Raw genomic sequence first — 14,628 nt, 5'->3', positions numbered from 1 at the left:
GGGAGGCAGGAGTCACGACGGAGAGCTGCCCACGGCCTTGCAGGCGCTCACGAACGAGTTGTAGTAGTCGCCGCGGGTGCCTCTGCCACCTACGTACGACTGATAGGTATGGGAGAGGTTGCCGAGCGTGATCGTCACGTTCTGGGTATCCGTCGGCGAGGTGGGCAGCGCGGCGGCCATCGCCGCGAGTCGATCGCCCAGCGTGGCCCCCGGGGCCTGCAGCTCCGTCTCGACGGCCAGGGAGCCGGGGCTGGTGCGGTACTCCTGGTCGAAGGCCTGGATAGCCTGAAACGCCTGGCTGCAGGCGGACTTCGCCTTGGCGTTCGGGCTGCCGCGCAGCAGCACCCACCCGCCGATGGCCGCCAGGATGAGGACGAGCACCGCCGTGCGCTTCATCATGCTGGGGGTCCACCGCTTCGGCGGGGCGGCCGAGGGCTGCCCGGCCGCGGCCGGGGGGCGGGTGACCGTCTGCTTCGCGGCAGCCCGCGTCGCTGCGCGCCGGTGTTCGAGCCGGCGCAGTGCGGTCGCGAGGTCCGTGAGGGCCTCCGCGCGCCGCGCCTCGGTCCGGGCGGGTAGGGGAGCGGACTCCAGCCGCCGCAGTGCGCGGGCGAGGGCGGGCGCGTCGGCATAGCGCCGTGCGGGGTCCTTCCGCAGCAGCTTCAGCACGAGTTCGTCCCAGGCCGCGGGGATGCCGCCGCGCACTGAGCTGGGAGCGGGCGGCTCCTGGGTGAGGTGGGCGGTGATGTAGCCCATGGTGTCGGGGGACTGGAAGGGGAGCCGGCCCGTGATCAGTTCGAAGAGCAGGCAGCCGAGTGCGTAAAGGTCGCTGCGCGGTTCCGGGTGGCCGCGCGCTTGCTCCGGGGCCATGTACGGGGGCGTGCCGACGATGAATCCGGTCTGGGTGAGTCGGTGCGCGGTCGCGTAGGGATCGGCAGCCCTCGCGATGCCGAAGTCGAGGACCTTCACCGTTCCCGAGGACGCGACCTGGATGTTCGAGGGCTTGATGTCACGGTGCAGGATGCCGGCGGCGTGCGCCTCGGCCAGCGCGTCGCAGATCTGCGCGCCCCACCGGGCCGCCTGCGGCAGCGGTACCGGGCCGCGGGCCGTCACGGTCTGCAGGGACTCGCCGCGCAGCAGTTCCATGACCAGGAACGGTGCTCCGCCGGCTGCCGCACCGACCTCTCCGAGGTCGTGCACGGTCACGATGTTGGGGTGCTGCAGCGCGGCGGTGATCCGGGCCTCGCGCAGGAAGCGGGCGCGGGCCTCGTCGCCGCGACTTCCGCTCCCAGAGAGCAGGGTGATCACCTTGACCGCCACCGGCCGCCCCAGCGTGTCGTCGCGGGCCTCCCAGACCTCGCCCATGCCGCCTTCGCCGATCTGCCGCTCCAGCGCGTACCGGCCCCCGAGTATCCGCCCTCGCACCGTTTTGCCGCCCCCGTATCAGATGCATCCGAGGCCTGGCAGCCTGCCAGCAATCCGGGGAGGCCGCCAGCGCATCTGCGGCCCCGAACGCGGCGTCCCGGCAGACCGGCATCGACCGCGCCACGGCGCCGGCCGGCTTCAGCGGTGGGGGCCGTTCGCCAAGATCTTCTCCCGGATTTCTCCCAAGGAAGAGGCGGAACGGACAAAAGGCCCTGCGCGAATCCTCGCGAAGGGCCTTTCACCTGGGGTGAGTGACGGGACTTGAACCCGCGACATCCTGGACCACAACCAGGTGCTCTACCAGCTGAGCTACACCCACCACGGCCCGCGCACCGGAGTGCTTCGGCCATGAAGAACTATACAAGGTCGGGAGGGGTGCTCGTGCACCCCTTTTCGGTCCGTCCCGCCGCCGCGGTCAGGGGATCACCACCACGGGACGGTTGGCCCGCCGCGCGAGCCGCCCCGAGACCGAGCCGAAGAGCTTGCCGAGGAAGCCGTGGGTGCCTCCGACCACGATGGCGTCCGCCTCGTACTCGCGGCCGACCTCCTCCAGCTCGTGGCAGATGTCACCGCCGCGCTCGATCAGGATCCAGGGGATCTCGTCGAGGTAGTCGGCGCAGGCCAGTTCGAGGCCGAGGATCTCGGTGCGGTGGTCGGGCACGTCCACGAAGACCGGCGGCTCGCAGCCGGCCCACACGGTGGCCGGGAGCCGATTGGCGACGTGCACGATGACCAGGGCCGATCCGGTGCGTCGGGCCATCCCGACGGCGTAGGCGAGGGCGCGCTCGCTGGAGACCGAGCCGTCGAAGCCGACCACCACGCCGTGGCGGAAGGCCGGGTCGACCTCGTGGCGGGAGGTCGGTTCGGCGGCGGGCAGGGGTTCGAGGGGCAGGGGTTCGAGGGGCAGGGGTTCGAGCGGCGCGGCGGGCTCGCGCGCGGGGGAGGGGCGCGGAGGGCGCTTGCCTTCGGAGGGTTCGGAGAGCTCGTGACCGGCCATGTCGATCAAAGTTTCGGCAGAGGGATGCGGACTGTCCTGCGGGTCGAGGCGGATCTCCCAGGTGGGCCGGGAGGGGATTACCCCTCTCATGCCCAAGGTTACGGCGCCAAAGCACCGTGGCCCAGGCACGTTGTGGCGACCGCGCGCCGCCGCCGCGGAGCGGGTGCCAGGACTATGCCGGAGGTCCGGCGGAAGCGCAACGGTCGGCGCGCCGGGGGGCGCGGAAGGGCGCGCTCCGCCCCCTCCCCGCGGCGCGGCGATCCGGCCAGTCGGCGGCACCGCGGGCCCCGGCCGTCGTCATATGCCCCCGGAGATGCGGACGGAGACCGGGAGCCGACGGTGGCGACCGGCCCCGCTGTGCGCCGTTGTGCGCCTGTGCGCCCCGGCGTGCATCAGCCCGTTTGGCCCCCTCTGCATGGGTCTTGCCCCGGGATTCCGGCGGCGTGCGCGGGGGCGCTTGACGCCGGGTCGGAGCGCCCCACAATGTCCTGCCCCGCACACCCGACCGCATGATTCGGACACCCGCGCGAGTAAACACCCGTCCGAGGAGCTGACGGACCGCCGAGTTTCGGTCAATCTCGCGTCAACTTCCTTGTACTGTCGTTGCGTTGGGACAGCAGCGGGATCCCATGGCGCCGGGACCGTGAGCCCGCGCGCGCCCTCGCGCGCGGGACGGCCGTGGGCTGAATCCCATCGCTGCGGGTACTTCCCACGAACACTCGACGGGTGAGAGTCTGCGTGATCGTATGAAGCACGTGGAAGTGGTCATGTCGACATAGCGTCGGGTGGTGAACATGGCTCAACAGGCCTGAGGGAGAGAAGGATTTGAGCTTGCGTCAGTGGGCCGTTGCCGGTGCAGGGCCGGCGGACGGGCCCGGGGACCGCACAGCGGTCCGGGGTGCGATCGACTTTGCGATCGAGGGGGCAGGGCTCCATGGGTAGGGACAGCACGAGCGGTACCGCGGCGACCGCGGCCGCGGGTGTGATCGCCGCGGCGGGAGGAGGTCCGGGCGCGGGCGTAGCCATGCCCGCGACGGGCGCCCCGACCCCGCCGAGCCCGCCCGCACCGCCGCCCGGCAGAGGGGAGGCCGCCGCCGCCGGCTCCCCGTCCCAGGGCGCCCCGGCCGGCCCGACCGCGGGACGCGCGGGCGCGGTGCGCGCGCTCGCCGGACGCCGCCGCCGCGAGAACGTCGCCGTCCTGCTCTTCGGCGGCGGTCCGATCCTGGAGAGCTCGATCCCGCTGTCCGTCTTCGGCGTCGACCGGCAGGAGGCCGGCGTCCCCCGCTACCGGCTGCTGGTCTGCGCCGGGGAGAAGGGGCCGCTGCGCACCACCGGCGGGCTGATGCTGACCGCCCCGCACGGTATGGAGGCGCTCGCGCGCGCGGGCACGGTGGTCGTCCCCTCCTGGCGCTCCATCAGCTCCCCGCCGCCCGCCGAGATCCTCGAGGCGCTGCGCCAGGCGCACGCCGAGGGCGCCCGCATCGTCGGCCTGTGCACCGGTGCCTTCGTGCTGGCCGCGGCCGGCCTGCTGGACGGCCGCGCCGCCACCACCCACTGGATGTACGCGCCCACCCTCGCCAAGCGCTACCCGGACGTCCATGTCGACCCCCGGGAGGCGTTCGTCGACGACGGCGGCGTGATGACCAGCTCCACCACCGCCTCCGGCATCGACCTGTGCCTGCACATCGTCCGGTCCGACCACGGCGCCGACGCGGCGGGAGCCCTCGCCCGCCGACTGGTGCTCCCGGCCCGGCGCACCGACAGCCGCGCCCCCCTCCTCGACAGGTCTTTACCGGAGGAGATGGGCGGCGACCCCCTCGCGGAGGTCGTCGCCTGGGCGCTGGAGCATCTGCACGAGCAGTTCGACGTCGAGGCGCTGGCCAACCGCGCCTACATGTCGCGACGCACCTTCGACCGGAGGTTCCGCACGCTCACCGGGAGCGCGCCCCTGCAGTGGCTGATCACCCAGCGGGTGCTGCAGGCGCAGCGGCTGCTGGAGACCGGCGACCACTCCATCGAGGAGGTCGCGCAGCGCTGCGGATTCCGCTCGCCGGTGGCGCTGCGCGGGCACTTCCGCCGGCAGCTGGGCGTCTCCCCGGCGACCTACCGGGCCACCTTCCGCGCCCGGCGGGCCGAGCAGGGCGGCGCCCCGCCGGTCGACGCGCCGCTGCCGGAGCCGCGGCCGGTCGGCGGCGGCCCGTCGCTGCCGTCCGGGGGCCCGGGCGGCCAGCTGACGGCCGGGGCGGGCTCGGGCGCCGGCGGAGCGCCCGGCGACGTGCCGCGCGGCCACGACTCCGGCGCGGGGCCCGGCAACGGGACGGGGACGGCCCCGGCCGCCCGCATCCCGCGCCAGCAGGGCCGCGGGCGGGCGCCGTCCTCCTCGGCGCGGGTGCCCCGGCGGACGGCGTCGGCGCGCGTCGACGGGCAGCTGCCGAACGCCCGGCCCCGCTGAGGCGGGGCCGCGGCCCCCGGGGGAGGGGGATCGGCCCTCACCCCCACCGTCATCAGAAGGTAAATAGGACAACACGCGCGGCGGCCCAGCGGCGGGCCGACCCGCCGCGCGGACGCCTTAGGGTGAGGGCATGAGTGAAGCGCGGGCCGCCGCCCACCCGATGGTGTGGATCGACTGTGAGATGACCGGGCTCGACCTCGGCCGGGACGCCCTCGTCGAGGTGGCCGTCCTGGTCACCGACGGTGAGCTGAACATCCTCGGCGAGGGCGTGGACGTGGTGATCAGCCCGCCGGCCGAGTCGCTGGAGCAGATGCCCGAGGTGGTGCGCCGCATGCACACCAACTCCGGCCTGCTGGAGGAGCTGGCGGACGGCACCACCCTCGCCGACGCCGAGGCCCAGGTTCTGGCGTACATCAAGAAGTTCGTCCCGGAGGCCGGCAAGGCGCCGCTCTGCGGCAACAGCATCGCCACCGACCGCGGCTTCCTCGCCCGCGACATGGGCGAGCTCGACTCCTATCTGCACTACCGGATGGTCGACGTCTCCTCCATCAAGGAGCTGGCCCGCCGCTGGTACCCGAAGGCGTACTACAGCGCCCCGGCGAAGAACGGCAACCACCGGGCGCTCGCCGACATCCGGGAGAGCATCGCCGAGCTGCGCTACTACCGCGAGGCCGTGATGGTGCCGGCGCCGGGCCCCGACTCCGAGGCGGCCAAGAAGATCGCCGCCCGCCACGTCGTCGACCACAGCGGCTGACGGCGCGCCGCCCGGCCGAGCGCGGCCGGGCAGCCGACCATGGGGTGGTGCGCTACCTCATGCAGATGTACTCGACAGCGGACGAGTTCGGCGCGGCGATGGCCGCCTACTCGCCCGAGGACCTGTCCGCGATGGTCACGTGGATGAAGGACTTCGACGCCGAACTGCGCGCCTCCGGCGAGCTCGTCGACGACCAGGGCCTCGCCGGCCCGGAGACGCTGACGACCGTTCAGGCCCGCGACGGCGCCGACCCGCTGGTCACGACCGGCCCGGCGAGCCCGTCGACGCCGTTCCTGGTCGGCTACTGGCTCATCGACGTCGCCGACCAGGCCCGGGCCGTCGCCCTCGCCGCCCGCGTCTCCGCCTCCCCGGGCGCCGGCGCCCGCCCCAACAACATCCCCGTCACCCTCAGCCAGGTGGCCGAAGCCCCGCCCGCCTAGGGCCGACGGTGCCGACGCCGCACCCGCCCCGGGCGGGGTGCCGGGGCGGAGCGGCGGCACCAGCAACCCCGCTTAGAACGCCTTCCCCGGGTTCAGGATCCCCCGCGGATCCAGCGCCGCCTTCACCGCGCGATGCACCTCCAACCCGACACCCCCCAACTCCTCCCGCACCCACTCCCGCTTCAACGCCCCCACCCCGTGCTCCCCCGTCACGGTCCCACCCATCGACAGAGCCACCCGGCAGATCTCCTCCGCCGCAGCCCACGCCCGCGGCTCCTCCTCCGCCACCGCGTCCCTCCGCAGGATGAACGTCGGGTGCAGGTTCCCGTCCCCCGCGTGCCCCACCGTCGACACCAGCAGCCCCGACTCCCGCCCCACCCGGTCGATCTCGCGCAGCATCTCCGCGATCCGGCTCCGCGGCACCGCGACATCGTCCACCAGCGGAACCCCCCGCGCCTCGCACGCCTCGTAGTGCTTCCGCCGCGCCCCCAGCATCAGCTCCGCGTCCGCCGGATCGTCCGTCTCCACCACCGACGCCGCCCCGGCGTCCCGGCACACGGCCACCATCGCCGCCAGCTCCTCCGCCGCGTTGGGGCCGTCCGCCTGACCGAGCACCAGCGCCTCCGCCGCCCGGTCGAGATCCATCCGCGCATGGTCCTCGACCAGGTTGATCGACATGTTGTCGAGCAGCTCCAGCAGGCTCGGCCGCGCCACCCGGACGATCCCCGAGACGGCCGCCCCCGCGGCCTCCAGCGTCGGGAACTCCGCGGCGAACGTCGCCGGGCCGCCCCGCGGACGCGGCCGCAGCCGCAGCACCGCCGAGGTGATCACGCCGAGCGTGCCCTCCGAGCCGACCAGCAGCCGCGTCAGGTCGTAGCCGGCGACGCCCTTCACCGTGCGCCCGCCGGTGCGCAGCACCCGCCCGTCGGCGAGCACCGCCTCCAGGCCGAGCACCGAGTCCCGCGTCACCCCGTACTTGACGCACCGCAGCCCGCCGGCATTGGTGGCCAGGTTCCCCCCGATCGTCGAGATCTCGAAACTCGACGGATCCGGCGGATAGAAGAGTCCGAACTCCGCGGCGGCCCTGCTCACCTCGGCATTGACCACTCCCGCCTCGACCACCGCCACCTGGTCCGCCGGATCGATCTCCCGGATCGCCGTCATGTCGGCGAGCGAGACTACCAGCGCGCCGTCCGGGGTGTCCGCGCCCCCCGACAGCCCCGTCCCGGCGCCGCGCGGCACCACCGGGACGCGCCGCTCGTGCGCCCACGCCAGCGCCGCGGAGACGTCCGCCACCGTGCGGGCCCGCACCGCGGCCAGCGGCACGCCGGCCGTGGACAGGCCCGCCCGGTCCCGCCGGTACGCCTCCAGCGACGCCGCCCCGGTCACCAGCCGCCCGTCCGGCAGCGCCTCCGCCAGCCCCGCCAACTCCCGCTCCACGCGCGCTCCTCCGCCGAGATCAACCACTCGGCCGCACGCTACCCTGCGCCGCGCCGCCCCCGGGGGCGCGAAGCCCGCGCCGCCCCCGGGCGGCGGGGCCCGCGCCGAGCGGATCGGTCAACCGACCCCGAGCCCCCGCGCCACCAGCATCCGCTGCACCTCGCTCGTCCCCTCCCCGATCTCCAGGATCTTCGCGTCCCGGTAGAACCGCCCCACCGGGAACTCGTTCATGAACCCGTACCCCCCGAACACCTGCGCGGCCTCCCGCGCATTGCCCACCGCCGCCTCCGACGCGTACAGCTTCGCCAGCGCCGCCTCCCGCTTGAACGGCTCCCCCCGCACCAGCCGGCTCGCCGCGTCCCGCCAGCCCAGCCGGGAGAAGTGCGCGCGCATCTCCATGTCCGCGATCTTGAACGCGATCGCCTGGTACTCCCCGATCGCCTTCCCGAACGCCCGCCGCTCGCCGGCGTAGCGCACCGACTCGTCGACGCACCCCTGCGCCAGCCCCGTCGCCAGCGCCGCGATGGCGATCCGGCCCTCGTCCAGGATCCGCAGGAACCCGGCGTAGCCCCGGCCCCGCTCGCCCACCATGGCGTCGGCCGGCACCCGCACGTCGTCGAAGAACAGCTCGTGGGTGTCCGAGGCGCACCAGCCCACCTTGGAGTAGCCCGGCGCCACCGTCAGCCCCGGCGTCCCGGACGGCACCAGGAACGCCGAGATCTCCTTCTTGCCGTCCTCGCCGACCGCCGACACCGCCGTCACCGTGATCAGCGCGGTGATGTCCGTCCCCGAGTTGGTGATGAAGCACTTCGACCCGTTGACCACCCACTCGCCGGTGGCCGGGTCCTGACGGGCCGTCGTCCGCGTCGCCCCCGCGTCCGAGCCGCCGCCCGGCTCGGTGAGCCCGAACGCGCCCAGCGCCTCCCCGGAGCACAGCCGCGGCAGCCACTCCCGCTTCTGCTCCTCGCTGCCGAACAGGTAGATCGGCATCGCGCCCAGCGAGACCGCCGCCTCCAGGGTGATCGCCACCGAGGAGTCCACCCGGGCCAGCTCCTCCAGCGCCACGCCGAGCGCCAGGTAGTCGCCGCCCATGCCGCCGTACTCCTCGGGGAACGGCAGCCCGAACAGGCCCATCCGCCCCATCTCCCGGACGATGTCGTACGGGAAGGCGTGCCGCTCGTAGAAGTCGCCGATCTTCGGCGCCACCACCTCGCGGGCGAACTCCTCGACGGTGCGCCGCAGCTCCTCGTGCTCCTGCGCCAAACGGTGATCAAGCATCTGCGGCTCCATCCCTGCCATCCCGACCATCCCGATCCGACGAACCCCTCAGCGCCCGCACCACCCGCGACGGGCTCGGACGGCCCAACTGCCCGGCCATCCACGCGCTCACCCCGGCGAGCGCATCCAGCGAGACCCCCGTCTCGACCCCCAGCCCGTCGAGCATCCAGACCAGGTCCTCGGTCGCCAGGTTCCCCGTCGCGCTCCTGGCGTAGGGGCAGCCGCCGAGGCCGCCCGCCGAGGCATCCACCACCGTCACTCCGCGGCGCAGCGCCTCCAGGGTGTTGGCCAGCGCCTGGCCGTAGGTGTCGTGGAAGTGCACGGCCAGCCGGTCCGTGCCGACCCCGGCGTCCGCGAACTCCCGCAGCAGCACGGCCACCTGGCCGGCCGTCGCGACGCCGATGGTGTCGCCGAGGCTCAGCTCCTCGCAGCCCGCGTCGAGCAGCGCCTTGCCGACCCGCACCACCTGGGCGGCCGGCACCGGCCCTTCCCAGGGGTCGCCGAAGCACATCGACAGATAGCCGCGCACCCGCACGCCGGCCTCCCGGGCCCTGGCGACCACCGGCGCGAACATCGCCAGCGACTCCTCCACCGTCCGGTTGAGGTTGGCCCTGGCGAACGACTCGGTGGCGCTGCCGAAGACCGCCACCCGCCCCACCCCGTGCTCCAGTGCCCGGTCCAGGCCGCGCTCGTTGGGCACCAGCACCGGCAGCTCGACGTCCGCCAGGTCCTGCTGGACCCGCGGGTCCCGCAGCAGCGGCATCAGCTGCTCCGCGTCCGCCAGCTGCGGCACCCACTTGGGGTGGACGAAGCTCGTCGCCTCGATCGTCCGCAGGCCCGCGCCGGCCAGCCGGCGCACGAACTCCGCCTTCACCTCGACCGGGACGATCGCCTTCTCGTTCTGCAGCCCGTCGCGCGGACCCACCTCGTGGATCCGCACCCGGGCCGGCAGGCCGTCCGGCACCGCGAGCCCCTGCGGCATCGCGACCCGGTCGGGCAGACCCAGCCCCAGCACCCCGCCGCTCATGCGGACGCACCCCCGTCCGGCTCCACCACGGCCAGCACCTCGTCCATCGCCACCCGCGCCCCGGCCCGCACCCGCAGCTCCACCAGCCGCCCGGCGACCGGCGCGACCACCGGATGCTCCATCTTCATCGCCTCCACCACCAGCACCGTCTGACCCTCCGCCACCAGGTCGCCCTCGGCGGCCTTCAGCACCCCGACCGTCCCCGGCATCGGCGCCAGCAGCCGCCCGCCGCCCGCGCCCGCCGTGCCCGCACCGGACGCGCCCGCGCCGGCGTCCACCGCGTCGAAGGCCCGCACCGGCCAGGCCCAGCCCTCCCGGCCCAGCCACACCACGCCCGAGCCGTCGTCCACGGCGAGCGAGAACTCCCGCCGCACGCCGTCCCGTTCGACCGCCAGCACCCCGCCGTCCAGGCCCGCCCGCACCGCCGACGGCTCGCCGCCGCCGACCACCACCTCGAACGCCCCCGCGTCCCCGCGCACCGGACGGACCCGCACCTCCACCGGGCCCTCGCCGCCGTCGCCCGGACCGGCCGGCGGCTCCAGCTCGTGCACCGTCCACGCCGTCCCGCCCGGGCGCCAGCCCGACGGCACCGCGAACGGGTCGACCCAGCCGTCCCCGTCCGCCACCGGCGCCAGCCCCGACTGCCGCGCCACCGCGGCCGCCACCAGCACCTCCGCCATGGAGCACGGCACCGGCACCACGCCCGCGACCCGCTCCACCAGCCCGGTGTCCAGGCGGCCCGCCGCCACATCCGAATCGGCCAGCAGCCCGCGCACGAAACCGGCGTTGGTCACCACGCCCAGCAGCGACCACCCGGCCAGCGCCGCCCGCAGCCGGCGCAGCGCCTCCGGCCGGTCCGCGCCGTGCGCCACCACCTTCGCCAGCATCGGGTCGAACTCCGAGCCCACCTCGGCGCCGACGTCCAGGCCCGAGTCCACCCGCACCCCGTCCCCGGACGGCTCCGCCAGCGCCAGCACCCGCCCGCCGGTCGGCAGGAAGCCGCGGGACGCGTCCTCCGCGCACACCCGCGCCTCGACCGCATGGCCCCCGGCGGCGATCCGCTCCTCCAGCGCCCCCTGGTCGAAGACCGCCTCCGGCAGCGCCTCGCCGGCCGCCACCCGCAGCTGCCACTCCACCAGGTCCAGCCCGGTGACGAACTCCGTCACCGGGTGCTCCACCTGCAGCCGGGTGTTCATCTCCATGAACGCGTACGCCCCCGGATCGCCGCCCGGGACGATGAACTCCACCGTCCCCGCGCCGGTGTAGCCGCACTCCCGCGCCACCCGCACCGCGTCCGCGCCCATCCGGGCCCGCACCTCCGGCAGCTCCGCCAGCAGCGGGGAGGGCGCCTCCTCCACCACCTTCTGGTGGCGGCGCTGCAGCGAGCACTCCCGCTCGCCCAGGTGCACCACCCGGCCGTGACGGTCCGCCAGCACCTGCACCTCGATGTGGCGCGGCCCCTCGATGAGCCGCTCCACCATCAGCGTGTCGTCCCCGAAGGACGCCCGTGCCTCGCGCCGGGCCGCGGCGATCGCCTCCGCCAGCCCGTCCTCGGCGCGCACCACCCGCATGCCCTTGCCGCCCCCGCCGGCCGACGGCTTCAGCAGCACCGCCGTCCCGGCGGCGAGCATCCCCGCCGCGGCCTCGGCGAGCCCGGCGTCGTCCAGCACCGCGGTGCCCGAGCCGGAGACCACCGGCACCCCGGCCCGCTCCGCCGCCTCCTTGGCGCGGATCTTGTCGCCCATCAGCTCCACCGCGGACGCCGGCGGCCCGACCCACACCAGCCCGGCCGCCTCCACCGCGGCGGCGAACCCGGCGTTCTCCGCCAGGAAGCCGTAGCCGGGGTGCACCGCCTCGGCGCCCGCCGCCCGAGCGGCCGCCACCAGCGCGTCCCCGTCCAGGTACGCGGCGGCCCCGGCGCCGCCGGGCAGCCGCACCGCCGCATCCGCCTCCCGGACATGCCGCGCCCCCGCGTCGTCCGAGGAGTACACCGCCGCCGACCGCACGCCCAGCCGGCGCAGCGTCCGCACCACCCGGACCGCGATCTCGCCGCGGTTCGCCACCAGCACCGACCCGAACACTCCGAACAACCCCGCCTTCTACATTCGAAAGACGCCGTAGCCCGGCGCATGGTCAGCAAGCGGCGCGTTGGCGCACGCACTCAGCGCCAGACCCACCACGGTCCGCGTGTCCAGCGGATCGATGACGCCGTCGTCCCACAGCCGGGCCGTGGCGTAGTACGCGTTGCCCTGGTGGTCGTAGGTGGCCCGGATCGGGCGGCGGAACTCCTCCTCGTCGGCCGCGGGCCACTCCTCGCCGCGCGCCTCCAGCTGGTCCCGCTTCACCGTGGCCAGCACGGACGCGGCCTGCTCGCCGCCCATCACCGAGATCTTGGCGTTCGGCCACATCCACATGAAGCGGGGGCCGTAGGCCCGCCCGCACATCGAGTAGTTGCCGGCCCCGTAGGAGCCGCCGACCACGACCGTCAGCTTCGGCACCCGGGTGCAGGCCACCGCCGTCACCATCTTGGCGCCGTGCTTGGCGATGCCCCCGGCCTCGTACTGCCGGCCCACCATGAAGCCCGAGATGTTCTGCAGGAACAGCAGCGGGATGCCGCGCTGGTCGCACAGCTCGACGAAGTGCGCGCCCTTCTGCGCCGACTCGGAGAAGAGGATGCCGTTGTTGGCGACGATCCCCACCGGGTGGCCGTGCACCCGGGCGAACCCGGTGACCAGTGTCGTCCCGTACTCGGCCTTGAACTCGGAGAACCGGCTGCCGTCGACGAGGCGGGCGATCACCTCGCGGATGTCGTAGGGGGTGCGGGCGTCCACCGGCACCACCCCGTACAGCTCCGACGGATCAGCCGACGGCTCCTCCACCGGCCGGACCTCCCACGGCCGGGCCGCCTTCGGGGCGCACGTCCCGACGATCCGCCGGACGATCCGCAGCGCGTGCGCGTCGTCCTCGGCGAGGTGGTCGGTGACCCCGGAGGTGCGGGAGTGGACATCGCCGCCGCCCAGCTCCTCCGCGGTGACCACCTCGCCGGTGGCCGCCTTCACCAGCGGCGGCCCGCCGAGGAAGATCGTCCCCTGGTTGCGGACGATCACCGCCTCGTCGCTCATTGCCGGGACGTACGCCCCGCCGGCCGTGCACGACCCCATCACCGCGGCGATCTGCGGGATGCCCTGCGCGGACATCGTCGCCTGGTTGTAGAAGATGCGCCCGAAGTGCTCGCGGTCCGGGAAGACCTCGTCCTGCAGCGGCAGGAACGCCCCGCCCGAGTCGACGAGGTAGACGGCCGGCAGCCGGTTCTCCAGCGCCACCTGCTGGGCGCGCAGATGCTTCTTCACCGTCATCGGGTAGTAGGTGCCGCCCTTGACGGTGGCGTCGTTGGCGACCACCACCACCTCGCGGCCGGCCACCCGGCCCACCCCGGTGATGATGCCGGCCGCCGGGGCGGCGCCCTCGTACATCCCGTCCGCGGCGAGCGGCGACAGCTCCAGGAAGGGGGAGCCCGGGTCGAGCAGCCGATCCACCCGGTCGCGCGGCAGCAGCTTGCCGCGCGAGGTGTGCCGGGCCCGGGCCCGCTCGGACGACGGCGTGCCGCCGCCCACCGCGGCCACCGCGAGCCGCTCCCGGAGCTCTGCCGTCAGAGCCTCGTGAGCCGCCCGGTTGCGCTTGCCGTCCGGACCCTCCGGATCCGCCCGGCCGCGCAGCACCGGACCTGCGCCATCGCCGCCGTAGTGCCTGACCATCCGTCAAACCCCCAGATCGGAGCAGTGTGACGAGGAACCACCAGACAACCACGCAGGCTGGGCGCGGCCCTTGCGGGACGCGTCCGAGAGCGTGGTTAGCCTCCGTTAACACCTTGCATGAAGGTTAACGAGCGCTCACTGAGCTGTCTAGAATCCGCTCATGACGAGTAGCCCCGCGCAGCCCCCCGAAGGAGCCGAACGCCCCGGGGCCGCGTCCCGGCGCGAGGAGATCCTCGCCGCGGCCGCCCGGCTCTTCGCCGCCCGCGGCTACCACGGCGTCGGCGTCGACGAGATCGGCGGCGCCGTCGGCATCACCGGCCCCGGCCTCTACCGCCACTTCCGCGGGAAGAAGGCGATGCTCGCCGAGCTGCTCGTCGGCATCAGCGAGCGGCTCCTCGACGAGGGGACCAAGAAGGTCGCCCAGGCCGCGGACCCCGCGAGCGCCCTCGACGCCCTCATCCGGTGGCACGTCGCCTTCGCCCTGGACTCGCCGGACCTCATCACCCTGCACGGCCGGGAGCTCGCCCACCTCTCCGACGCCGACCGCAAGCGGGTCCGCCGGCTCCAGCGCCAGTACGTCGAGCTCTGGGTGGACGTGGTCGCCAAGACCTACCCCGAGCGCATCGCCGCGGCTTCCGCAGGTTCCGCGGCTTCCGGTGGTTCCGCTGGTTCTGCTGGTTCTGCGGCCGCGGCCGGGAGAGTCGGCGGGGGCCCCGACGGGGGAGCGACCGAACCCGAGGAGGACCTGGCCCGCGCGGCCGTCCACGCGGTCTTCGGCCTCATCAACTCCACCCCCTACTCCGTCCACCCGGCCCCCGACCGCGCCGGCATGGACGACCTCCTCCAGCGCCTCGCCCACGGCGCCCTCGCCTCGATTTGACCTGCCCCCTCGGTTCCCCTAACGTTCTCCGGGTTGCTCCCCCCAGACCGACGCCGCGAAAGCGGATGTTGTTCGACGCGATGAGAACGCGAAAGCGAAAATCACCGCCGAGAAAGTCTGGTAGAGTAAACACCAGAACGAAGCGCCCGGAGGGCAAGCCGAAAGGCAGACCGAAGGAAGCGC

The 14,628-nt window shown here is 74.2% G+C and carries 11 protein-coding genes and 1 tRNA gene; 4 read left to right on the top strand and 8 right to left on the bottom strand.

Annotated features, from left to right (window positions below):
* Positions 1-12: 12 nt before the first annotated feature.
* The 3 genes from BIV57_RS25350 to BIV57_RS18435 all read right to left on the bottom strand — a co-directional run bounded on the left by BIV57_RS25350 (position 13) and on the right by BIV57_RS18435 (position 2,419).
* Positions 13-1,422, bottom strand: a complete 1,410-nt coding sequence (locus tag BIV57_RS25350; RefSeq protein WP_245797795.1) for a serine/threonine-protein kinase — start codon at positions 1,420-1,422, stop codon at positions 13-15.
* 243 nt (positions 1,423-1,665) lie between these two features.
* A tRNA-His gene (locus BIV57_RS18440) sits at positions 1,666-1,741 on the bottom strand.
* Between the two features lie 96 nt (positions 1,742-1,837).
* The gene (locus BIV57_RS18435; protein ID WP_071657946.1) at positions 1,838-2,419 is read right to left on the bottom strand and encodes a universal stress protein; all 582 of its coding nucleotides are present in this window, start codon (positions 2,417-2,419) and stop codon (positions 1,838-1,840) included.
* A 1,024-nt stretch (positions 2,420-3,443) separates the two neighbouring features.
* Between BIV57_RS18435 and BIV57_RS18430 the strand changes: the two genes are divergently transcribed.
* The 3 genes from BIV57_RS18430 (at position 3,444) to BIV57_RS18420 (ending at position 6,065) form a co-directional block, all read left to right on the top strand.
* A complete protein-coding gene (locus tag BIV57_RS18430; protein WP_079170458.1) occupies positions 3,444-4,871 on the top strand; it encodes a GlxA family transcriptional regulator in 1,428 nt (475 codons plus the stop codon).
* A gap of 160 nt (positions 4,872-5,031) precedes the next feature.
* Positions 5,032-5,625, top strand: a complete 594-nt coding sequence (gene orn / locus BIV57_RS18425; protein WP_071657945.1) for an oligoribonuclease — start codon at positions 5,032-5,034, stop codon at positions 5,623-5,625.
* 47 nt (positions 5,626-5,672) lie between these two features.
* Positions 5,673-6,065: a YciI family protein gene (locus tag BIV57_RS18420; protein ID WP_071657969.1), complete on the top strand. Its 393-nt coding sequence runs from the start codon at positions 5,673-5,675 to the stop codon at positions 6,063-6,065.
* Between the two features lie 72 nt (positions 6,066-6,137).
* Here the strand turns inward: BIV57_RS18420 and BIV57_RS18415 are convergent, their stop codons facing one another.
* The 5 genes from BIV57_RS18415 to BIV57_RS18395 form a co-directional block, all read right to left on the bottom strand.
* The gene (locus tag BIV57_RS18415; RefSeq protein ID WP_071657944.1) at positions 6,138-7,505 is read right to left on the bottom strand and encodes an FAD-binding oxidoreductase; all 1,368 of its coding nucleotides are present in this window, start codon (positions 7,503-7,505) and stop codon (positions 6,138-6,140) included.
* A gap of 117 nt (positions 7,506-7,622) precedes the next feature.
* On the bottom strand, positions 7,623-8,783 hold the full coding sequence (locus BIV57_RS18410) for an acyl-CoA dehydrogenase family protein (protein WP_107409617.1): 1,161 nt from the start codon (positions 8,781-8,783) through the stop codon (positions 7,623-7,625).
* Complete coding sequence (locus BIV57_RS18405; RefSeq protein ID WP_071657968.1) at positions 8,776-9,765, bottom strand: hydroxymethylglutaryl-CoA lyase; 990 nt, start codon at positions 9,763-9,765, stop codon at positions 8,776-8,778. Before BIV57_RS18405 ends, BIV57_RS18410 begins: the two co-directional genes overlap by 8 nt.
* 41 nt (positions 9,766-9,806) lie before the next feature.
* The gene (locus tag BIV57_RS18400; protein WP_071657942.1) at positions 9,807-11,891 is read right to left on the bottom strand and encodes an ATP-binding protein; all 2,085 of its coding nucleotides are present in this window, start codon (positions 11,889-11,891) and stop codon (positions 9,807-9,809) included.
* 18 nt (positions 11,892-11,909) lie between these two features.
* Positions 11,910-13,565: a carboxyl transferase domain-containing protein gene (locus tag BIV57_RS18395; protein WP_071657941.1), complete on the bottom strand. Its 1,656-nt coding sequence runs from the start codon at positions 13,563-13,565 to the stop codon at positions 11,910-11,912.
* Between the two features lie 160 nt (positions 13,566-13,725).
* Between BIV57_RS18395 and BIV57_RS18390 the strand changes: the two genes are divergently transcribed.
* Positions 13,726-14,445, top strand: coding sequence for a TetR/AcrR family transcriptional regulator (locus tag BIV57_RS18390; RefSeq protein ID WP_071657940.1), 720 nt, complete (start codon positions 13,726-13,728; stop codon positions 14,443-14,445).
* The last annotated feature ends 183 nt before the right edge of the window (positions 14,446-14,628 follow it).

Source organism: Mangrovactinospora gilvigrisea, assembly GCF_001879105.1.
Classification (GTDB): Bacteria; Actinomycetota; Actinomycetes; order Streptomycetales; family Streptomycetaceae; genus Mangrovactinospora; species Mangrovactinospora gilvigrisea.
This window is presented reverse-complemented; position numbering and strand designations above follow the sequence as displayed.

Bases quoted from the DNA above. Each gene is read 5' to 3' on its own strand.
- BIV57_RS18435 (WP_071657946.1), bottom strand. From the start codon at position 2,419: ATGGCCGGTCACGAGCTCTCCGAACCCTCCGAAGGCAAGCGCCCTCCG.
- BIV57_RS18430 (WP_079170458.1), top strand. From the start codon at position 3,444: ATGCCCGCGACGGGCGCCCCGACCCCGCCGAGCCCGCCCGCACCGCCG.
- orn (WP_071657945.1), top strand. From the start codon at position 5,032: ATGGTGTGGATCGACTGTGAGATGACCGGGCTCGACCTCGGCCGGGAC.
- BIV57_RS18410 (WP_107409617.1), bottom strand. From the start codon at position 8,783: ATGCTTGATCACCGTTTGGCGCAGGAGCACGAGGAGCTGCGGCGCACC.
- BIV57_RS18405 (WP_071657968.1), bottom strand. From the start codon at position 9,765: ATGCCGCAGGGGCTCGCGGTGCCGGACGGCCTGCCGGCCCGGGTGCGG.
- BIV57_RS18395 (WP_071657941.1), bottom strand. From the start codon at position 13,565: ATGGTCAGGCACTACGGCGGCGATGGCGCAGGTCCGGTGCTGCGCGGC.
- BIV57_RS18390 (WP_071657940.1), top strand. From the start codon at position 13,726: ATGACGAGTAGCCCCGCGCAGCCCCCCGAAGGAGCCGAACGCCCCGGG.